Here is a 23,107-nt window from a genome sequence, read left to right as displayed (position 1 = left end):
ATAGTTTTAAACTTAAAACTATTTAGCCTAAAAAATTAAAGACTTCCTCTGGGTATTTTTTATTTATGTCATTGGCATGAATTTTTAGTTAAACAATTTGTGATTATATTTTTTAACATATTAAATAGCTCAGAGGTTTTATATTTGTACCATACAAATAAAATGTGTTTGAGGGACAGATTCTGTCACTTTGCTATTTTTTAAGAAAATATTTATTGCTTTTTCTGCAATAGATGATGGAATAGCCCTCTTCTCGTAAATTTGAGAGCATTCGTTTTACGGTTCTTATACTACAACTGTAATCATTCGCTACTTTTTTTAATGAACAAAGTCTTTCATGTTCTATTAGATATAGCAAATGAGTTTCTTTTTCTTTTCTTTCAGCGTAGGTCATAATTAACTTTAATGTCTAAATTAATTAATCTTCAAGTATGGTATCAAAATCTTGCATTAGAGGGCTGTCTTCAATAAAATTATAAAGTGTTAGTTGTTGCACTTTATAATACAATGTCCAATAGTTTTGTAAAGCTTGTATATAGTTCTCATTGGCTAGTTGCCATGCTTTTCTGGAAGCTGTTAAATTTAAAAAATCGACACGTCCTGATAAAAAACGTTTTTGAGTTAGATCATATGATTCTTTTGAGATCTCACTGGTTCGTAAAGCCCCAAATACCAATTCTTTCTGAAGATTGAAGTCTAAAACTTTTAAAGTGATATCCTGCTTATAAGTGTCTTCATTTTGCTGTAATTCTATATCTATCACATCTTTATTCATCTTGGCTGTTTTTACCCTCCCTTTACGCTCACCCCAATCCAATATGGGTACATTAAGTTGTATAGCAACCATCTGCTGGTCTAAAAACCTACCGTAAGCATCCACAAACGTATTGGCCTGCTGGTTTAAACCATAACTTGCTGTTAATGATAGATCAAATCGGTTATTTTTTATTGCGCGATCCAAATCTCTTAAAGCCTCAATTTTTCTAATTTTTAAATCGAGTATTTCTGGATTGTTTTGATAGGCTAATTCTATAGCTCTATTTAAATCTATATTCAAATTAGAAATTAATTCTGGTAATTCTGGAACAATACGTGGTGGTAACTGATCTCTTAAAAACAATTGTAATTCTGCTTCTGTTTTTTGTAAAGTTTGTAAATTACGAGTTAGGTTCGTATTCGCATTATATACATCTAATTCTAGGTTTAGAAGCTCATCGCGTTCAATAGCAATTAAATCATAACGTTTTTTACCAATATTGAATAGTTTTTCTGCAGACGCTTTATTTTCTTTGGCTATTTCTACCTTTTTACTAGCCAAAGCCCATTTAAAAAATAGATCAACCGATCTTAAATTAATAGTCTGTAATTCATATAGAAAATCCTGTTTTGCTTTTTGAAATTCTAAGGGCTCCGTTTTTTGTTGCCATTTAAAGGTGTTAAATGCCATGATAGGTTGCGACAAACCTATTCTAACTGGTGTTGCACTATAGTTTTCTACTTCTAGATCACCAAAATTTTCAAGCCTGTTAAAACTGGAATTAATAAAAACGCGAGTGCCTGTAGCCCGAATATTTTGACTTATGGAAAGGTTTGCAAAACTATTTATAGTTTGTTGCTGCCTAAAGACATCTATGTTTTGTTCGGAGTCATAACGCTCTATTAAAGCTCTATTAAAAGTAAACGGTCTGGTCTCAAAATCAATTTTAGGAAGCAAACTCGATTTAAATGATCTAAATTGCCAATAATTAACGCCATATTTTCGTTTAGCTTTAAAAACATCTAAAGATTTTTTACTGGCAAGTTTTAAAATAGCATCAAGAGTAATGCTTTGTTGCATACCATTAGATAACGTATCGTTTTGTTGCGCCACTATTTTTGTAAAGCTTAATACGATACCTATTACAACACTTATTTGTTTTATTTTAATATATTTCATCTTATTTTCTTGGTAAAATGGTAATAACAAAGGGGTATAAAATAAAGACTTACCAGCGTTCCTAAAAGCATACCTCCTATCAAAGCGACTGCCAAAGGTGCTTGTAATTCTGCTCCTAGACCACTTGAAAACAATAAAGGCACTAAGGCCAGAATGGTAGTTAAACTCGTCATAAGTATCGGTTTTAAACGGCGTTTTCCGGCTACTAGCAAAGCTTTTATTAAGGAATATCCCTGACGTTGTAATTGAATAATGGTATCTATTTTTAAAATAGAATCGTTAATAATGATACCACTCATAACGACGATACCAATCATGGACATGAGATTAATACTCATACCAAAAAGTTTTAAAAATAAAAAAGCACCCGCTAAATCTATAGGAACCTCAAACAATATAACGAGAGGTAAAACGAAAGACTCAAATTGAGAAGCTAAAATAAAATAGAGTAATACCAAAGAAATTAATAGCACTATTTTTAATTCGCCCATTAATTCTTGATTTGAAAAAAAGCTTCCAGAAAAATTTACATCGTACCATTTATTATTGCTTATTATTTGTTTTACATTGGCTATAGTACTTTCAACATGTTCTTCTTCAATATTAAATTCTAAAGGATAATACTCCCCTTCCGTACCTCCTGCAATACTTTTTAAATCTTTAGCTTTTACCACTTTAATAAAATCTTTCACCCTAAAAACAGCATGATCTTGAGACTTTATAGTTGTTTCGCTTAAAATGTCATCAATATGTTTCGTATCACCTCCTAAAATCACAGGCACAAAATTTTGATTGTCTACAATAGATATGATTTCACGTTCATTAAAAGCACTTTTAAGGGTGTTAAATAACACATTAGGCGTGACATTATAGGTGATTAAGTTTTCTTGATCGGCAACAAGTGTTATGTGCTCTTGCCATGCTATAGGCTTTAATTCAATCCCCTCTAAATTTGCCTGTACCTGATACCAAATATTTTTTAATTGGTCATTTTGATCGCTTCCTAAATTTTCAACATGTCGTAATCTGGCGACTAAAGGTGTTTCTTTATTCGAAAAAATCAGGCTAAAAATGTTGTCAACTTCATTATACTTATAAACAATGTCAGGATATTCGCTTGTTAAAAAATTATTTAAATGTGATTTTATATGTGATAACTCTTCTTGAGATTTAGCCTGTAAATAAATAGTTGTTTCTGATGTTTTGGCTTCCGAATCTTTATCTAATAAAAACTGTTGTGTTCCTACTAAAGTGGTATGGTTAACTACCTTTTCTTGTATAGGTTCCAGTAACTCTAAGACTCTCCGTTTATTTTCTTCAACATTTATTTGTTCATTCCAATCTATTTTAAATAAAGTCTCTGTACTGGTTAAAGCTGGCATTTGTGATTTAGGTAAGCTACTAAACATGCCTATCGCAATAACTAAAAGTAATAGGCATATCCCCCAGGATATATGTTGTTTTTTCATTACCAACCGAAAGCCTTTTTCGTATAAAGCTCCATAATCTAACGTGTTTGTTTTGTTAAGAAAACGGTTGATTTTGCTTATTTTTTTAGTGTCTTTTAAATGAAATAATCGATATAAAACAGGCAATAAAGCAATAGAGACTAATAGCGATACAAACAAGCCAATACTTATTGCCATAGCTTGGTCATAAAATAAAGCCCCACTGATCCCGCTTAAAAATACCAAAGGCAAAAATACCGCACAGGTCGTTAAAGCAGAACTAAGTAATGGTTTTAAGACTTCGTTTGTTCCCAACACGCAAGCTTTAGATAATTTATACCCCTGCGCTCTGTACTGGGTAATATTATCAATAACAATGATAGAATTATCTATCATAAGCCCTATACCTAAAACCAATCCTGATAAAGAAATAATATTAATTGAAATGCCTAAAAGATGAAAAAACAATAGGCAAACAATAATTGAAGTTGGAATAGTAATTCCTATTAATAAAGGCGATTTTACATTTTTTAAAAATAAAAACATAATCCCAAAAGCTAGTAACATGCCCCATAGTAAACTCTGAAGTAAGTTGTTAATGGCATAGTCTAATAATTTGGTTTGATCTCTGGTAATAGAAAAATCAATATGTGGATAGTCTTTTTTCAGATGCACTAAAAGATTATCTAAAGACGTTTTTAAATCGGCCATTCTCGCATCACTTTGCTTTATAATGGCCATGGTAACGGCTTCTTTACCGTTAGACAGCACCAAGCCCGTTCTGTTTTGGGGATGTTCAATAACTTCGGCAAGCTCCTTTAACTGAAAAATACGATTGTTTTTATGGATATAGATAGATTCAATATCTTTAATATCCTTTAAAGATGTTCCCAGACGTACATCGTATTGATATTGATTATCTTTAATTAAAAGGCTTCCTATATCTAAATCATTTTTCTTTATGGAAGATTCTAAATCATCCAAACTTAGACCTAAAGCATCTAATTTATTTTGATGGGGTATGATTAGAATTTCCGGAGTAATTAAACCGCTAACATCTACCATTGCTACCTCATTTACCTGTTCTATTCGTTTACGGATCACCTGATTCGTAAAGCGATTAAAATCAATAAATTCTTGAGAAACAGGATACAAATTATTATTTTGAATAGTAGAACTTTTACGGAGTTTAACAGGCTCCTGAACTGTCATACTTAAATAAAATACCGGAATATCTGTTGTGCTGGCTTTTATAACTTTAGGACGTTTGATCGTTTTAGGTAAAGTCCCTATAATTCTATCAATCTTTTCATTAACCTCAATAAAGGAGTAATCTATATTACTGCCATGTGTAAAACTCAATTTAATAATTCCGGATTCATTACTAGATTCACTTTTTATGTCCTTTAAATGGCTTACTTGCATTAAACGAGAACGCAGTGGTTTTAATACGGCATCCTCTAATTGCCTTGCAGACATATTATCAGCTTGCATTTGCACCGTAATTTCCGGAATGTCTATATCGGGCATTAATGACACCGGTATAAAGCCAAAAGCATAGATTCCTAAAATAAGAATGCCTAATGCCGTCATTAAAACGGCTATAGGTTTATGTATTAAAAACTTGACCATAGGGCTTTACTATAACAGTTAATCTTTAGGCTTTATTGATATTTCACTATCATGTGCCAAGTTTAAATTATCAGAAACAATAATCGTATCTCCAGGTTTTAAAGAAGCACTACTTTTATCCGGATGTGGAATCAAAGCATATTCCTTACTATTTTCTAGTGTTGTTTGTATATAGGTCCAATAGGCTTTTCCGTTTTTCACTTTAAACAAAACCTCTTGGTTGTCTCTTAATACCACAGCAGTCTTAGGTACTACAAACTGATCTGGAATATCTTTTTCAATGAATACTTTTACATTCATCCCCTCTAATAAATCACCATCATTTTTAACTTGAGCCTTTATTAAAATAGTACCATCTTTCTCTACTTGTGGGTTTATGGTCGCTATATGGCCTTCGTATTTCTTATCAATAGCAAAAGGGACTATGGTGACCTTATCTTCTATTTTAATATCTTTAAGTTCTGATTCTATCACATAAAATTCCACTTCAAAAACGGCATCGTTAATAAGGGTTATAAATTCTTTTCCCGAGCTGATCTGTTCGTATTGTTTGCTATTTATATTGGCAATTTTACCACTAAAGGGGGCTGTTAATTTAGTTGACCTTAAATCGAAACGGGCATTCTCTAATTGATGTAATGCATTTTTATAGCCTGATTTAATAGCCATCATATCGTATTCTTTTTTGGCAAGACTATCTTTAGTATTAGAGCTAAAACCACGGCGCACTTGTAAATCATTAAACTCAAAAGTGGCTTCTTTTAAATCTATTTCGGCTTTATTAACTTTTTGACGATAGATAAAGGCATTTAAGGTTGCTAATACCTGTCCTTTTTTTACATGATCTCCATTTTTAACATATATCTTTTCTAACTTTTCACTTACATTGAATTTTAGTTCGCTTTTTTCTAAAGCTACAAGACGGCCATTGCTGACTAATTCTTTTCTGAAAATATCTTTTTTTAAGATCAAGACATTTACTTCGTTTTTTTCTGGGAGATATTGTTTTTTAGCAATGCCTTTTTCTTGATCTAGTTTAGACTCGACCTCTTTACAATGTGAAAAAGTTAATACAGTCATTAAAACTAATACTAGTGATACTTTTTCAAAATATTTTTTTCCAATCATACTTATCCCTAATAAAGCAGACATAACAATAATAACTGTTGTGTTTTTCATAGTTCTATTTATTCAATGTAACAACCATTAAAATAGGATTATCACTAATTTTAGAATGTTTTACCAATTTTAATAATCTTTCTCTTGCTTCATCTATAGCATTATAACTACCGTCTATACGTTCTAAATAATCTTTTATTTCATATCCATAAGCTAACATAAACATTTTATTATCAGACATTTTTCCCTGTGGCCAAAAAGGCATTCCTCCGTCAATATTGTTATAAAAAGAAAAATGAATACCTTTTCCAAAAGGTTTTTTAAATTCTACACAATTGACCTCCTGACTGTTTTTATCATAATATAATTTATGAAGACGTTTATTAATACAAGTCTCAAAAAATAAATATTTTTGAGATTCAAAGCATTTTTGTACGGAATTATATTTAACGATCTTATTAAAGTTAAATAAGTTACCATTTATTTGTTCATTTATAGGCATTTTATTTTCACCTATATTTAAAACATATTTTGGAAAGATCTTTAGGTCATCAGTAATTCTCCATATAGTGTCATAACCAGATTCCCAGTAACTGAGTGTATCCTTTATTTTGTAATAGTTAATTCGACCTTCAACATCTAATTTTTTATTTCCTGATTCAATTTCTTTTTCATTTCCCTTATATAATAACCTTTTCTTTAGTTTCCCATTAATAGGAGATATTATACTAAAAGCATAGTAATCAGAATCTTTTCTAACACCTCTTAAATTAATGCATACTATATCATCAGATAGCGAAGTAATCCTCATTGGCCAAAAATCAATAGGTATACTTTTCACATGGTTTCCTTCAAGGTTATATAATATTGCCTTTTGTTGAGCTCCAGAATGAATAGCAACTAAAGTGTTATTTTCTTTTTTTATTGTCGCAAAATCAGCTATTTTAACATATTCATCAGGTCCCCTACCTTGGGTTCCTATTTTGTTTAAAAGCCTCCCTTTATCAGTAAATAAAAATAATTCCCCAGAATTAATTAATATTTTATTATCAATAAACAATACATCTATATTGGGCTTATCTATCTTACCTATTAAATTAAGACTATCTGTTTGTAAAGGGATATAGTCTATGCTTTTAGCTATGCTACTTAAATTAATTCTTTCTTTATTACTAATAGCAGAAATCAAATCAATAGATATAGTATTATTAGTGGTTTTAATATCTTTTTCACAAGAAAAAAATATGATTAGTGACACCAGTAATATCCTTAATTCTTTCATCTTTTTATTTAATCTTTAGTGCTTTAATTATATTTATACAAATACAGCACATTGCCATGCATTACACAAACTGTCTTCCTCTGATTCTCAATAGGCATACTGACCACAAGCTATTCCTTAAGGGTCAAAGCAAATCCTACTACCTAAGAATCTATATAGCTGGAATGTGGCACTCATTCATCTCTCCCACCACAACATCTTCCTCCTGCATTAGCAATAGACACTTGAGTCATATTATACTTTTATGATGACATCGTTTTAATTTAATCATTACGGCACATTACGGTTATTTTTATGAATATACATTTCACTTTTTTAAAGCGTCGTTGCTAAAAAAATTCTTTAATCCAAATTTTAGATAATATTCAGATAGTTTAGGCTTTTCTTTTATTGGAATAAAAAAATTACTCATCATTAAATCAGAATTGATTTGAAAGTAATATGGTGTATTCTGTTCATCTATTGGAATCCCAAATTTATCATTTTGAATTAGATACATAGGAATTTTATCGAGTCCAATTTGCTTTAACTTACTATAATCCCCTATTAAATCTCTTACTCTATCATAATAAGCAATAATACATACTTGATCCATAATCACTGAATTGAATTCAGCCAAAATTTTATACTCAGCCTGAATACAAGCTTCACAATTAAACAATGAATACTTTAAAACAATTTTATTGCTTTTAAATATATCTTTAACCAAAATTGTATCACCCTCAATAGTTAATAGTTTTAGGTTTTTATCTAATTTAAGGCTTTCATTTTGTTTTTCTACGATAAATTTATCATCATAAAATGATTGTAAACTGGTTAAATATTCTTTGTTTTTTTTGTCCTCTTCTACATTATTGTTAATATTAAAAAGTAAAACAACATTGAAAATGAATAAAATAATAATTAGTATATAACTTATTTTTTTCATTAAATTTAATCTTTTAAAGTTACAATCATTAAAATTGGATTATCATATATCTTTGCATTTTCAACCATTTGTCGTAATCTTTTTTTTCTTTCATGGATAGTATCTTTATCCTCTGCTATATTTTCTTTCAAAAATCTTTTAATTTCATAACCATAGACTAGTTTAAAGATTTTATTCTCTGAAACCATCCCATCAGGCCAAAAAGGCATCCCTTCATCTATATCATTATAAAAAGAGAAATTAATAGAATTAGTTGAAGGTATTTTATATCCGACCCTAATATTCATATCTACTTTTTTATCTCTATAGATTTTAATTTTTTTATCTAGCATACCCAATTCTATAAACATAGAATTACTAGTATCAATAAAGCCGATAATTCCTGTCAACTTAGAGAGTTCATTAATAGATGGTTTTTTATCTTTAAAAAACGATTTCATTGCTGGCTTTTTTCCTCCAAAATGAAAAATATGACTAGGTTTAGGTATAAAATCACTATTAATTTCCCAAATTGTATCCTTAGAATCATAAAGTCCATATTCCCAAAAAAACTGTTTACCTTTTAAATTATAAGTATTAATTGCTCTTGAATTATAAGACCAATGTATATAGTTTTTATTTTTTTTTCCTAAGCTTTTTTCAAACGACTTGAATAGTAATTGACTTTTTAATTCCCCTTCTTTTGAAAAAACACTTAAATTATTGTATCCAGAATATTTTCTAAAATCAAAATTATTTACAGATATCAAGTGGTTATTAAATGAAAATATATTATTAGTTTGAAATTTAGTAGAAAAATCATTTTTAAATATTCCACTATAATCATATAGCCTCATTTTTTTTTCTTGTCTTGAATTGATAACTATTGACTCTTCTTCTGTCAATATGGTAAAGCCGTCAATTTTCAAATATTCGCCAGGACCTTTACCTAAAGCCCCAATCTTTGATAAAAATTCTCCTTTAAAATTAAACAACAACAAACTATTCAACTTATCTTTAATTAAAATTTTTTTATTAAAAAATTTAATATTATTCGATTCATTATCTATTCTATTTAATAATGATTTATCACTTGTTTGTAATTGAATATACTCTATTTCTGAAGCAATTTCGCTTAAATTAACTTTCAAAGGTTTTTGATTATAAGTATTTGCCAAATCAATAACTTTACCATCTAATTCTCTATTTTCCTTAGTACAAGAAATTATTGTAATCAAAAATATTATTATATAGAATTTCATTTTATTGTATTAAATTAAATTAAGGAAGGTACTAAAATACCTTCCTTAATCGTTATAAATAAAACTAATCAGCACAAACAGTAACAAAACAAGTAGCTAGTTGATTTGGTGGTAGTTCTTTAGCTTCAGTGTCTTCTTCACAACCAAAAGCCACACCACAAACAACATCATTAGCACCATAACACATAGTTGTTGGGCTTGTAAAACCCTTATTTGAAGTGAGCACTTCACCATCTGATTCAGTACAATTTTGACTCTCTGCATTTGCTTTAACTAAGTTCATTAATGATGATAATTTTAAATCATCATCATTATCAATCTGAGCAATGAAGGATGTAGTATTAAAGACTAAAAGTACAGCAAACATAAGTATTGATGTAAATTTTATTATTTTTTTCATTTTATTAAATTTTAAATTATTATACTTATACATTTAAGTTTGGAAAGGCATACTACTTTAAAATATGTAATTACCTAATACATTAGACTATCAAAATCTTTCTTATAGATTTCCTTGTTATCATTTAATATACTTTACATCATTGGCATTAGTTTTAGTTAAACAATTATTCATTTGTGATTATATCTTTCATTTCCTCTTTTATTTCTTCTATGGCAGTTGAGGCTATTTTTACTTTTTTATTTAATATGGTTTTAGCCATTAAAATCGCTTTCTCTTTTTCACCACTTTCTTCATATAATTTAGCTAAGAGATATAATGGATAAAACCTAGAAGGAATCATATTAGCAGCATGCTTATAAGCTATTTCGGCTTCTTTGTATTGTTTCATGTTTTTATAAGCATCCCCTAATGCTGTTTCTATAATAGTAGTGTTCAAATAGTTTTTAGCTTGTGTTAGAATTTCTACTGCTTTTTTATCTCGTTTATAAATTGAAAGAGCTTTACCATAATTCATTAAAAAATCACCATCTTTTTTTAAAATGGAATATGCCTTTTTATAGTCTTGTATGGCTCCTCGGTAATCGCCATACTGATAACTACTTTGAGCATTTTCCCAAGTTTTAAAGTTTTGCTCTAAAACACTGGTATATTGCCCCCCTTTTACAACCCCTATTAATCCAAGAATACATATCCCTGCTTTTAATAGAATGAATGGCTTTGGCTTTTCTTGCGTATTAAAAACTCGGTGTTTTTTAATATCAAGGTTCACCAACAATGCTAATAACACAAAGGCTACAAGCTTTATAGGCACTATTTGTAAAGGATATGAAAAAAATGCAAAGACAGCACATGCTAATAACCCAAACACCAAAAGAATATATAGGTATTTATATTCTTTTCTTATAGAGATCTTAAGTAATAAATATAAAAGTACACATAGCAACACACCACCTACAAGTCCATTCTCTGCAGTATATTGTAACCACTCATTAAAGGTGTAATAGCTATTATCTGCTACCAAGGTCTCAGCGGTTTCACCATGCTCAACAAAGTAATTGGCTTGATAATTCATATAATGTGCCTTAAAACGATCGAAGCCAACACCAAAGAATGGGTTATCCTTAACAATCTCTGTAGTAACTTTCCATATGAACAAACGCCCATCTGAAGACCCCTTTTTGAAATGATATACTCCAAATAAGCCACCACTTATTATTAACACGGTGAGAGTTATTAATATCCCTCTTTTGATATGGTTAAGTTTTTTTAATACTTTGCTAATTAATAGGTATCTATACTCTATTAAAAGAATACTACTTATTATTATGGATAGCCAAGCTCCTCTAGAATGTGTTGATGGAATGACTAGCATGATACAAGCAATTCCCAGAACTGGTATATATTCAAAAACATACGCTATTAAAATATTGACTGTTTTTGATCTGTTTCTAAACTGTTCGAATGCATGAACTATAACCTGGTCCTTAAACAAATACATACCTAAGGCTACAGGCCATACAGCAGCTAAAAATCCAGCATAGGGGCCTGGGTTAAAAAAACTTCCTGTTAGTTTAAACCCTGAGTGATTTGACGGATAATATCCTAATAATTGTAGGTTACCATAAACGGCTTGTATGATACCAGAAATAATTATAGCCAACAAAAGCCATGTATAACTTTTAATTGGTAGACCTCTTATAACAAGGTATAAAATGCTCAACCCTAATAATTCCAGATACCTCATAGAAAAACTATAATCGGCTTGAAATACATATCTATTTAATGTTAAATAGCCTATAATGATCAAAAGAATAATATCTATTTTAGAAATGTAAATCGCTTTTACCTTAGAGAAGATTATAAAAAAGAGGTGAATCCCTATAATAGCAAAGCAACTATAAGCAAACACGATAAATTTACTTGTAATTGTTGATTGTGCATACGTTTTTATATTAACAAGAGGCAACCCAATTAATAGTATTATTAGGGCTATAGAAATAATATATAGATGAAGTCTTTTTGTCATTGGAAAATTATTTATTCTTATTTGATAGCTTCCAATACTGATTAAAATAACCTTTATCGATTATTTCCGCTATTCTATACCTATAATTAAATATTTCATAATCGAAAAAACCGTCCTCGGCCAAGTTTCGCTTATCTAATGTTACTTTACTAAGATCATTACCTCCAATCAATACCATATATTTTTTAGGGTTAAGCGGATTAGGATAAACCATATAATACCCCAAAGCATTCCCTTTAAATTTTCTTCCATCAAGTTCTATATAATCTTTTTCTACTTTAAGAGGTGTCTGTTTATAAATAGCTTTAAAAATTTTATTAGTATACTGATTTCCTAGAAGAATAAGGTTACTACTCTGGATATCGGTATCCATAACCTCATAATCTGTTTTAAGTTCGGGTTTTACATAATAACTATTCTCCCATATATTTATAAACTTATTAGCTAGACTATCTTCACTAATTCGTTGCGATTTTGACCCCAGACTTCCTTTAATAAGTATAAAATGATTTCTAAAAATATCTATTATTGGCCCTTCTGTAAATTCATTTTTTTGAGCAATCGTATCTAAATTCTTATCTGAAAGCCAGATTGTTAATTCTTTAGGATAAGGAGGCATGTAAATTTTGGATTCACCGTTTAAGCTAATTATTAACTTTTTATTTTTATCGATTGGGGCTTCATTTGTTAAAATTGAAAATTTCTTTATTTTATCGGCATCAACAGTAATATTGTTTCCTTTGGCAATAGCTTTAATAGTTCCTTTGTCACCAGTTTTTTCAGGAAATACACTTATCCAATATGCCTTGTTATACTTATAATATGCTGTTTCATATATTATTTTTTTTGGTATGCTTAATGTTTTATTTTGAAAACTTGATAGCACGTTAGTTGGACGATACCAAAAAGGAAATGCTTTTAAATGGTGATTTTTATACACATCAAAATCAATTTCTATTTCGTTTTTTCGAGCTTCGTCTACATACGTCTTCATAATTTCTATAGGTGAATGGTTATCAGATTCTATATTAAAGGCATAAACAGGAAGGTTATAAACGTTTGAAGTCATCGTTGCAGGAAGATTAAATTGCTCCCATTTATTATCTACTCGGGTTTTAAAAGCACCACTAGCAATACCAACGGCTGCAAATTTATCGGGATACTTGCTAGCAAGTGAAAGCGCTAATTTACTTCCACTACAAATTCCATATAAATATATTCGTGATGCATCTATATTATAATCTTTTTTAACCTCTTCAATAACAGCCAATACATCAGCCTCGGCAATAGGAGTTTGTATAGCTTTTGAATACGTCCTGCCAGATGGTGTTACCATAATACACTTATTCTCATTTAACCAATAAGAGTACAGGTCAATAACCTCTATATTAGACACAAAAACACTTTTTAAGAAATCTAAGTGTTGTTTCTCATAAAAACGGCATTGTACTATCAATGGCATTTTTTTTTGTTTTAGAATGTCTTCTTTGGGAGTTTGAATAAAATAATGTTGCGGTTTATTGTCTATTCTTGAAATAAAACTCCTAATATGGTTCCCCGATACATCTTTAAATGGTTCTTCTTCCTTTTTTAGTTTATCTAAAATATCATACAGTTCAGAATATATAAACAGGTATTTTTTTTCTAATACATGCCATTGTTGATCCGGTATTATACGAGCAAAAAGAGGTTTTTTATGACTATCAAATTCAATTACTAAGGGAGCTTCTTTCTTTCTTAGTACGGTAAATGTATCATCATTGTTATCTGTTATTTCTGAAAAACGTATCGTATCGCTAACTCGTTTTGGATTTATCCTTGAGCTAGAACGCCCCTCAGTATAAAAACTAATTTCCGAAATTTTACTACTTTTATCTGCAATAGGTGATAATCGTAAAAAATTTTTATGGTTTAAATTCAACCACCTGGTGGGCACTATAAGTGATTTTGTTAATGTACTATAGTTTATTCCATCCTCTGAAGTTTCTATATGTATTCCTTTACGATCTGTATAATGATCTTCTATTAATTGATGCCTTTTAACTAAGGCTTGCAAATTAATTTTTAGTTTTACATCAGAAGTATTTTTGATGATATTATTTGCTTGCTCTAAAAGGTTTTCTATACCATTTTTTAAATCTCCATAATAAAACTGTTGTGAAAACGTATCTTTCTTAGTATAGATTTCTGCCTCGTACAACCCTGGCTTCATGCTAGATGGTAATTTAAATTCTTTTACTCCTAAATTAGAACTATCTGAACCTATTCGTTTACGGTGAGGGTCAAACAAAGAAATTTTATGAGCAGGATTCATTGAATCAAACACATCTTGTAATTCAAGTGGATAAAATTTTGGAACGACAAGAAATTTAAGATAGTCATTTTTAATTTTCTGATAAAAACTATAATAACGATCTGAGTTTGTTAGTTTACAATTAAATTTCCATTGCTTGTTATAGTCAGTTTTCATCCAGGTTTTGCGAGTATTTATTAATTTAATGATTAATAAATTATTCCCTTTTTTTAGTTTTGCATGTACTATATCCGAATACGGAACAAAATTGCGAAGATTATATGAATTACATATTGAATCTCCATTTAGAAACATTTTGTAACCGTCTGCGGCACCTACCATAAAAACCACATCTTGTTCAATATGACTATTAATAAAACAAGACATATACGTAACAGCCGTTTTATTTAACTTAAAATAGTTTCCGAAATCGACATAGCCTTGTTCATTATGGTATCTAGAATTTGTATAATTATTCGAACCATGGGAAGAGGCATCACGCTCACTATTATTTAAACCCACAATCAACTTAGAATTCAACTTAGACTCTTCTACAATCCCACGACTTTTCAAGGGATAATAGTCAGGTTTCTTAATTTCACTTGAAAAAAGTGTATCTGAATAAAAAGGACCTGTTATTTGCCAATCTGTTATAATATAATCGTTGTCCTCACTTAACCTATCAATTTTATTTATTGGGATGTCTCTATTATTTAAACAAGATTGGAAAAAACACATTAAAATTAAAAAAAAGAAACAAGCAATTTTAAAATTAACATTTGCCATTCTGTAAGTAAGTTTAACTGTTTTTGGGTTAAAAGACTATAACTTGTTAGATTAAAAATTAATCTTTAAGAAAGGACAGATAAATCCTTAAACTTCAAGCTTATTGATCACACTATATCTATTTCATAAATTTCCCACAATTTTTCGTATGTCAAAGGGTTCAAAATGTTCAAATAAATATGATATTTCGTTCAAAAAACATTTTTTTGTTGAATCTGAAGAAAATAATCAATACGAGATGAAATAAATGCCACTGCTTGTATTGAAGACAAGTTGTAAAATACAATCGCAATAGTTTTATACTTTTATGTACAGTGAGGGTGTAAAACTACTGAGAACGAAAGTTTAATAAAAAAAATTGTTTAGAAGCTATGTATAAATGTATTATTATTCTTTACAATTATGGATCAAAAAAGTTTTAAAGGAGGTTGAAGCTCTTAATTTAGAAAAATCAAATTTAAATAATCATTGAAAAATTGCTCTACATAACATCTTCTAAAGATTTATATACTAATTTTATTATAACCCAAATAACCTAGGTAACCACAAGCTTAATTCAGGAAAATACGTTACCAGAAATAACGCTACAATCATAGAAACAAAGAGCGGCAATAACGGTTTCACTACTTTTTCTATGGTTGTATTTGCAATACCAACACCGACAAACAAGACCGAGCCGACGGGAGGTGTACAGAGTCCAATACATAAGTTAAGCACCATCACGATTCCGAACTGTACAGGATCCATGCCTAACTCTGTAATGATTGGTAAAAATATAGGTGTAAAAATCAAAACAGCAGGTGTCATATCCATAAATATACCCACAAATAAAAGCAATAGGTTAATGATCAATAAAACGATAATAGGATTATCACTAACCCCTAAAAGCAAGGTAGAAATATCCTGAGGAATATTTTCATAACTCATAATCCAGGACATACTCATGGATGTGCCAATTAATAACATCACAATAGCCGTTGTACCACAAGAATCTAAAAATATCTGAGGTAAGCCCTTAATTGAAATTTCTTTGTAGTAAAACGCAAGAACTAATGTATATAGTACGGCAATTGCAGAAGCTTCTGTCGCAGTAAAAATTCCAGTAACAATACCTCCTATAACAACTACTAAAAGCATTAAACTTGGGAAAGCTGCTATAAATGTTTTCACAACATCCTTTAAAGAACTACGTTTTCCAACTTTATATTTTTTCTTTTTAGCCCAAAGTGAGGCAACTATCATTAAAAATAGTCCTGTTAGAATTCCAGGGATATATCCAGCGAGGAACAATGCCGCTATAGACACACCACCACTAGCCAGAGAATATACAATTAACACATTACTTGGAGGAATAACAAGTCCTATAGTAGAAGATGTAATATTTACAGCAGCTCCAAATTCTTTAGAATAGCCTTCTTTCTCCATTTCCGGACCTAATATACTTCCCATTGCGGATGCAGAAGCCATAGCCGAACCTGCAATAGCCCCCATAAGCATGGCTGAAACAACATTTATCAAAGCCAATCCTCCAGGAAGAGCCCCTACTAAAGTTTTAGCAAAAGCTATTAAGCGATGGGCTATGCCTCCTTTGTTCATGAGTTGTCCTGAAAGTACAAAAAACGGAATGGCGAGAAGTGCAAAACTATCGAGTCCCGTGCCTATTCTTTGAGAAACGGTTGTTAATGCCGGTAACGTTGGAATACTTACCATCATAGTTAATAATGATGAAATAGCGATACTCCAGGCAACAGGTACACCTATTAACAATAAACTAACGAAACTTAAAACTAAAATGATTACTGGTATATATTCCATTAGAATAATTGTTTATTAAAAATGTCTGAAACTTTATAGAAAATAATTAAGAGCCCACTAATAGGAATCACTAAGTAAACGAGTGCCAATGGAATTTGAAGTGCAGGCGAGTATTGTTCTAAAACATAGGTTATATAGACTAACCTGGCACCCCCAATAACAAGTGCCGCCAAACAAAAAATGATGATGAGAATGTTTACAAAAATCTTTAACTTAACTTGGTTTGGTTTACTAATTTTTCTGGGAATTAAATCTATGGCAACATGCATTCGCTTTCCAGAAACATAAGCAGCTCCTAATACACCGACCCAAATCATTAAATATCTGGCTAATTCATCTGTAAACGAACTTGGCGTACCTACTATAAATCTGGTAAATACCTGCCAAAGTACATTTACAACCATAACGGCCATAATTAAAACCAAAGTATTGCCTAGAACCTTATCTATTTTCTTTCTTATTTCCATAATTTTATAAACTATAGTGTTATTTTACTTTTTGAATTCTATTGATCAAACTATAAATCTCATTTTCATCTTTATAGCTTTCGTACATATCTGCTACTTTTTCCTGAAATTTTGATTTGTCAGGGTTAATAACCTGAACACCTGCTTTTTTTACTTCTTCTAACGCCTCCTGCTCTGCTTCTTCCCACAGTTTTCTTTGGTGCTTAACAGATACATTTACAGAAGCTTGAACCCATTTTTGTTGTTCATCATTCAAATCATTCCATAAATGTGTTCCCATAATCAGTACATCTGGTATAGATGTATGCTCATCTAAAGAATAAAACTTACAGACTTCATAATGACGTGACAAGTAAAAGCTAGGTGGATTATTTTCAGCACCATCAACAACACCTTGTTGTAAAGAAGTATACAATTCTCCCCATGAAATTGGTGTTGGAGAACCTCCTAAACTACTCACCATATTCATAGCAGTAATACTTTCCATAACACGAATCTTTAACCCTTTTAAATCTTCAGGTGATTTTACAGGCTTTTCTTTTGTATAAAAACTTCGGCTTCCTGAATCATAATAACCAAGGCCTTTAAGCCAATATTTTTGCCCACCATCTAAAAGCTCTTTTCCTATCTCTCCATCCAGAACATTAAAAATATGTGTTCGGTCTCTAAATAAAAAAGGCAGTCCAAATACTTTCATATTAGGAGAAAAGTTCTCCATAACGGCAGCTGAGACTTTGGTCATATCTAAACTTCCTATTTGCAATAATTCTAAGGCTTGACGTTCGGTTCCAAGTTGTTGGTTTGGATAAATTTGAATCCCCATAGTCCCATTGGAACGTTTTTCCAAATCCTCAGCCATAAACACCATGGCTTTATGGACTGGATGACTCATATCTAAACCGTGCGCCAGTTTTATAACTTTTTTACCTTGCAAAGTATCACATGAACTTAGCATATATGATATCATTAAAACAAGCAGTGTTTTAATTGACAAGAATTTTAAATATGGATTCTTCATAAAGTATTTTTAGTTACTATCAAATTTAAAATAATTCATAGCATTATTATAACATATGTCTTGGACTATCTTTCCTAAAAAAGCCATATCATTAGGCACCAATCCTTTTTGTACATCATCAGCAATTAAATCACATAATATACGTCTGAAATACTCATGTCTCGGGAACGATAAAAAACTACGGCTATCTGTTAACATACCAACAAAATGGCTTAACAGACCTATATTTGATAGCGTGTTTAATTGTTTTTCTATACCATCTTTTTGGTCTAAATACCACCAACTGGATCCCCACTGCATCTTACCTGGTAATTCTCCTGTATTGAAATTACCCATCATGCTTGCAAATACTTCATTATGTGCTGGGTTTAGATTATAACAAATTGTTTTAGTTAATTTGTTTTCATAATCTAACTGCCCAAAGAATTTTGACATCGATTCTGCGAATGAATAATCTCCTATGGAATCACATCCCGCATCAGCACCACATTGTTCTACAAGTCTTTTATTATTATTTCTTATAGGTCCTAAATGAAATTGTTGCGCCCACCCTTTTTCATGGTATTTACGAGATAAATAAAATAAAATATACGTTCTGTATTTTGCTATTTCGTCTTCAGTTAACGTTATTTTACTTAAAAATTTCTTAAAGATTTCGGTAACTTCATCTTCTGTATAATCTACTACATAGAGAGGTCCTGTAATACCGTAATCGGACAATTTGCAACCATGTTCATCGAAGAAATCTATTCTTTCATCAATGGCTTTAAATAAACTGTCAAGACTATCAATAGAAAAATTAACACAAGCATCTAACTTATCTAAATAGGCTGTAAACGTAACAGTATTCTCAATAAAAAAGAAATTATCTGATCGAAACGTAGGTAATACTTTCGTGTAAAAATTACCCGCTGCAATTTGCTTATGATATTCTAAAGAATCTGTTGGGTCGTCCGTAGTACAAACAAGTTCTACTTTCATTTGTTCTAACAACTGTGCCGGTGTCTTTTGAGCTAAAATAGTATTGGCTTTTTCATAAATGTCATCGGCTGTATCGGGTTGTAGAATGGTATCTATATCAAAATAACGCTTCAACTCTAATTGCGTCCAGTGAAATAACGGATTTCTTAAGGTAAATGGAACCGTTTTTCCCCATTTTGTAAACTTATCTTTTAAAGAAGCGGTACCCGTAATATAGGCTTCATCTATACCATGAGCTCTCATTCCACGCCATTTATAATGATCTTCACTTAACCAGGCCTTAGTAATATTTCCAACCGGTTTATTTTCGGCAATTTGTTTGGCAGATAAATGATTATGATAATCTATTATAGGCATACCTTTAGCATAATCGTGATATAAAATTTCTGCTTCTTTAGATCGCAATAAAAAATTATCTGTTATAAATGCCTTTGAATTTGTCAACATCATAATCCTACGCTTCTAGAAATTCCCAATTCCAATCCCCTCAATTCTGCTAATCCTCGTAAACGTCCAATTCCCGAATATCCAGGGTTTGTTTTTTTATGTAAGTCATCCAACATTTGATGACCATGATCCGGACGTACCGGAATCAGAGCATCTACTCTTCCAGCTTCTTTTCTTTTTGCTTCTTCAGCTATAACTTCTTTTACAATACTATACATATCTACATCTCCCTCTAGATGATTGGCTTCGTAAAAGTTTCCTTTTTTGTCTCTTTTTGTGCTTCTTAAATGTAAAAAGTGCACACGTTCTGCAAAGCGTTTAAAAATTTGTACCAGATTGTTATCTGCCCTTACGCCTAAAGATCCTGTGCAAAACGTAATGCCATTAGATATATGAGGTACTTGTTCAAAAATATATGCATAATCTGCTTCGGTACTCACCACTCTTGGTAATCCTAAAATGGCATAAGGTGGATCATCTGGATGAATACACATTAACACATTATTTTGAGCTGCTATAGGGATAATTTCTTTTAAGAAGGCTACCAGATTTTCTTTTAATTTCTTAGCATCAATATTAGCATAGGTATCTAAAATTGTTTGAAATTGCTCTAGTGTATACCCTTCTTCTGCTCCTGGTAACCCTGCTATAATATTGTTTACCAATGCTTTCTTTCTGTCTTCAGACAATTCATCTACATATGCTTTTGCTTCAACTTTTTCGGCATCAGAATATATAGCTTCTGCTTCTGGTCGTTTTAATAAATATAACTCGAACGCTGCAAAAGCTACCACATCAAAACGTAATGCTTTAGAGCCATCGGCTACTTCATAATCCAAAGATGTTCGTGTCCAGTCTAAAACTGGCATAAAATTGTAACAAACAATGTTGATACCGCAAGCCGCTAAATTTTCTATACTTTTCTTATAGTTTTCAATGTATATGCTGAAATTCCCCGAACGGGTTTTTATATTTTCATGTACAGGTATACTTTCTACAACAGACCATTCTAAACCCGCAGTTTCAATAATTTGCTTTCTTTCTTTTATGGCTTCAACAGTCCAAACGTCGCCATTAGGGATTTGATGTAATGCGGAAACAATGCCAGTTGCTCCTGCTTGTTTAATATCTGATAATTGCACAGGATCATTAGGTCCGTACCATCGCCATGTTTGTTTCATCTTCTTTTCTCTTAATTATTATATTACACACCGCTAAAAGCACTAAATCCGCCATCGATAGGAACTACAATCCCTGAAACAAATTTTGAAGCATCAGAACATAAATAATGTACGGCTCCGTTCAATTCGTCAGCATCACCAAATCTTCTCATTGGTGTATTTTGAATAATTGTATTTCCTCTATCTGTATAATTTCCTGTTTCTTTATCGATTAGTAAATCTCTATTTTGATTTCCAATAAAGAATCCCGGAGCAATCGCATTTACCCGTAATCCATCACCAAATTTCAAAGCTAATTCAACAGACATCCATTTTGTAAAATTATCAATAGCAGCTTTTGAAGCTGAATACCCTACAACCCTTGTAATGGCTCTTTCTGCTGTCATGGAAGACACATTTAAAATAACGCCTTTCTTCTTTTTTGCCATTTCTTTTCCAAAAACAATAGATGGTAAGATACTACCAAAAAGATTCAAATCTACTACTTTTTTAAAGTGATCGATATTTACATCAAAAATGGTTTGTGTAGGTCCAATGGTAGCCCCTGGCATATTTCCTCCAGCTGCATTTAACAAAATATCTATGCGCCCGTATTTTTCAATTATAGTATCAGAAACTTTTTGTAAATTTTCTTCATCTGTTACATTACAAAAAAGACCATCTACATGTTCGCTTATGGCTTTAAATTTTGTTACTGTCTTTTCTATAAGATCCTCTTTATAATCCAGTAAAACTACTGTAGCACCTTCTTTTAATAAATATTCTGAAATACTTCCTCCTAATACTCCACAACCTCCCGTTATAAGTACTACTTTATCTTTAATGCTAAATAAATTCATTTTATGAGCTAACTTTTTAATACTATAATAATTATATATATACTTTATAAAAACGTGTGCGTACACGCAAATTTAAATATTTTATTTGATTTAGTTTTGAAAAACAAAGAAATTTAGCTCAGTATTTTATATTTTCGTTTATTACGCTTTAATTAACTAATTAGTTCCTTTATGTGTTAATAAGGTTTTTTTAAAAATATATATTGAAAACAATTAAAGATATTGCAGCCTTAGCAAAAGTTTCTATTGGAACAGTAGACCGTGTTATTCATAATAGATCTGGAGTTTCTAAAAAAACAAAAGAACGTATTGAGAAAATAATTCAGGAACATGGCTTTCAAATAAACAAAACTGCTAGAATACTTGCTTTAAATAAAAAATACAATATCGCAGTTTTAATGCCTACTGTTGAATCTTCATCCGATTTTTGGTATCTTCCAAAAAAAGGTATTGAAAAAGCATCTGAAGAATTCGAAATGCATCGGATCTCAGTAAATTATTTCCACTTTGATCCTTTAAATTTAAATTCCTTTAAGGATGTATTTGATAAGTTGTTGGAGAATTCTTTTAATGCTGTATTATTAGCTCCTATATTTTTAAATGAAGCCAAAGAGAGGCTTATATATTTAGACCAAAGAAAGATTCCATATGTGTTCATTAACGCAGAATTAGAAGGGGCAAACAATATTTCTTATATCGGACAACATTCCTTCGACAGTGGAGCGCTCGCAGCAAAACTTATGTCATTACTAATAAATACGGAAGATGATATTCTTATAGTAAAAGTTAGGAGGGATAATGTCCATCACTCAACTATTGAAGATAGAATTTCTGGTTTTAAATCGTATTTTAATACTCGGAAAACACCTATTCAAATACATGAAGTCATACTCCCAAAAATTAAAGACCAAGAAACGATTAACACATTACTTCATAAAAAATTGACCAACCATCAAATTAAAGGCTTGTTTATTCCTTCAAGTAAAGTTAGCGTTGTCGCCAATTACGTAGAAGAACATAAACTGAAACATTTAAAATTAATTGGTTACGATTTAAATGAAGAAAATGTGCATTTAATTAAAAATGAAACCATTGACTTCTTAATTGATCAAGATGCTTTTTTTCAAGGTTATGAGGGTACTAAAACTTTATTTAACTTCATTATAAATAATGTTGTTCCCCCAAAAAACAGGTATTTACCTATTAAATTATTAACAAAAGAAAATGTTAAATATTTGTAATTTATTTTAAAAACTCACCAAAAG

Annotated in this window: 16 protein-coding genes; 1 reads left to right on the top strand and 15 read right to left on the bottom strand. The window is 30.7% G+C overall.

Going from position 1 to position 23,107, the window contains the following annotated elements; translation table 11 throughout:
* Positions 1–418: 418 nt before the first annotated feature.
* The 15 genes from EM932_RS07100 to EM932_RS07030 form a co-directional block, all read right to left on the bottom strand.
* On the bottom strand, positions 419–1,936 hold the full coding sequence (locus tag EM932_RS07100; RefSeq protein WP_135876486.1) for a TolC family protein: 1,518 nt from the start codon (positions 1,934–1,936) through the stop codon (positions 419–421).
* On the bottom strand, positions 1,933–5,016 hold the full coding sequence (locus EM932_RS07095) for an efflux RND transporter permease subunit (RefSeq protein ID WP_135876485.1): 3,084 nt from the start codon (positions 5,014–5,016) through the stop codon (positions 1,933–1,935). The genes EM932_RS07100 and EM932_RS07095 overlap by 4 nt, the downstream gene beginning before the upstream one ends.
* Positions 5,017–5,034: 18 nt before the next feature.
* Positions 5,035–6,195: an efflux RND transporter periplasmic adaptor subunit gene (locus EM932_RS07090; protein ID WP_135876484.1), complete on the bottom strand. Its 1,161-nt coding sequence runs from the start codon at positions 6,193–6,195 to the stop codon at positions 5,035–5,037.
* Between the two features lie 4 nt (positions 6,196–6,199).
* On the bottom strand, positions 6,200–7,417 hold the full coding sequence (locus tag EM932_RS07085) for a 6-bladed beta-propeller (protein ID WP_135876483.1): 1,218 nt from the start codon (positions 7,415–7,417) through the stop codon (positions 6,200–6,202).
* 307 nt (positions 7,418–7,724) lie between these two features.
* A complete protein-coding gene (locus EM932_RS07080) occupies positions 7,725–8,345 on the bottom strand; it encodes a hypothetical protein (RefSeq protein ID WP_135876482.1) in 621 nt (206 codons plus the stop codon).
* Positions 8,346–8,350: 5 nt separating this feature from the next.
* Positions 8,351–9,586, bottom strand: a complete 1,236-nt coding sequence (locus tag EM932_RS07075) for a 6-bladed beta-propeller (protein ID WP_135876481.1) — start codon at positions 9,584–9,586, stop codon at positions 8,351–8,353.
* Between the two features lie 64 nt (positions 9,587–9,650).
* On the bottom strand, positions 9,651–9,986 hold the full coding sequence (locus tag EM932_RS07070; protein ID WP_135876480.1) for a hypothetical protein: 336 nt from the start codon (positions 9,984–9,986) through the stop codon (positions 9,651–9,653).
* Between the two features lie 166 nt (positions 9,987–10,152).
* On the bottom strand, positions 10,153–12,015 hold the full coding sequence (locus EM932_RS07065; protein ID WP_135876479.1) for an O-antigen ligase family protein: 1,863 nt from the start codon (positions 12,013–12,015) through the stop codon (positions 10,153–10,155).
* Between the two features lie 7 nt (positions 12,016–12,022).
* Entirely contained in the window at positions 12,023–15,094 is a 3,072-nt protein-coding gene (locus EM932_RS07060) for a PHB depolymerase family esterase (protein ID WP_135876478.1), read from the bottom strand.
* Between the two features lie 519 nt (positions 15,095–15,613).
* Positions 15,614–16,909, bottom strand: coding sequence for a TRAP transporter large permease (locus EM932_RS07055; protein WP_135876477.1), 1,296 nt, complete (start codon positions 16,907–16,909; stop codon positions 15,614–15,616).
* Complete coding sequence (locus tag EM932_RS07050; protein WP_135876476.1) at positions 16,909–17,376, bottom strand: TRAP transporter small permease; 468 nt, start codon at positions 17,374–17,376, stop codon at positions 16,909–16,911. The genes EM932_RS07055 and EM932_RS07050 overlap by 1 nt, the downstream gene beginning before the upstream one ends.
* 19 nt (positions 17,377–17,395) lie before the next feature.
* Complete coding sequence (locus EM932_RS07045; protein WP_170179751.1) at positions 17,396–18,394, bottom strand: TRAP transporter substrate-binding protein; 999 nt, start codon at positions 18,392–18,394, stop codon at positions 17,396–17,398.
* 9 nt (positions 18,395–18,403) lie between these two features.
* A complete protein-coding gene (gene uxaC / locus EM932_RS07040) occupies positions 18,404–19,825 on the bottom strand; it encodes a glucuronate isomerase (RefSeq protein WP_135876475.1) in 1,422 nt (473 codons plus the stop codon).
* Positions 19,822–21,003 carry a mannonate dehydratase gene (gene uxuA, locus EM932_RS07035; RefSeq protein WP_135876474.1) on the bottom strand — a complete coding sequence of 394 codons (1,182 nt, stop codon included), beginning with the start codon at positions 21,001–21,003 and terminating at the stop codon, positions 19,822–19,824. The genes uxaC and uxuA overlap by 4 nt, the downstream gene beginning before the upstream one ends.
* A 23-nt stretch (positions 21,004–21,026) precedes the next feature.
* Complete coding sequence (locus EM932_RS07030; RefSeq protein WP_135876473.1) at positions 21,027–21,842, bottom strand: SDR family oxidoreductase; 816 nt, start codon at positions 21,840–21,842, stop codon at positions 21,027–21,029.
* A gap of 203 nt (positions 21,843–22,045) precedes the next feature.
* On the opposite strand from EM932_RS07030, the gene EM932_RS07025 reads away from it, so the two are divergent.
* Positions 22,046–23,083 carry a LacI family DNA-binding transcriptional regulator gene (locus EM932_RS07025; protein WP_135876472.1) on the top strand — a complete coding sequence of 346 codons (1,038 nt, stop codon included), beginning with the start codon at positions 22,046–22,048 and terminating at the stop codon, positions 23,081–23,083.
* The last annotated feature ends 24 nt before the right edge of the window (positions 23,084–23,107 follow it).

The organism is Flavivirga rizhaonensis (assembly GCF_004791695.1).
In the GTDB taxonomy this organism is placed as follows: Bacteria; Bacteroidota; Bacteroidia; order Flavobacteriales; family Flavobacteriaceae; genus Flavivirga; species Flavivirga rizhaonensis.
The sequence above is the reverse complement of the archived record's forward strand: the minus strand, read 5'-3'. Positions and strand labels throughout refer to the sequence as shown.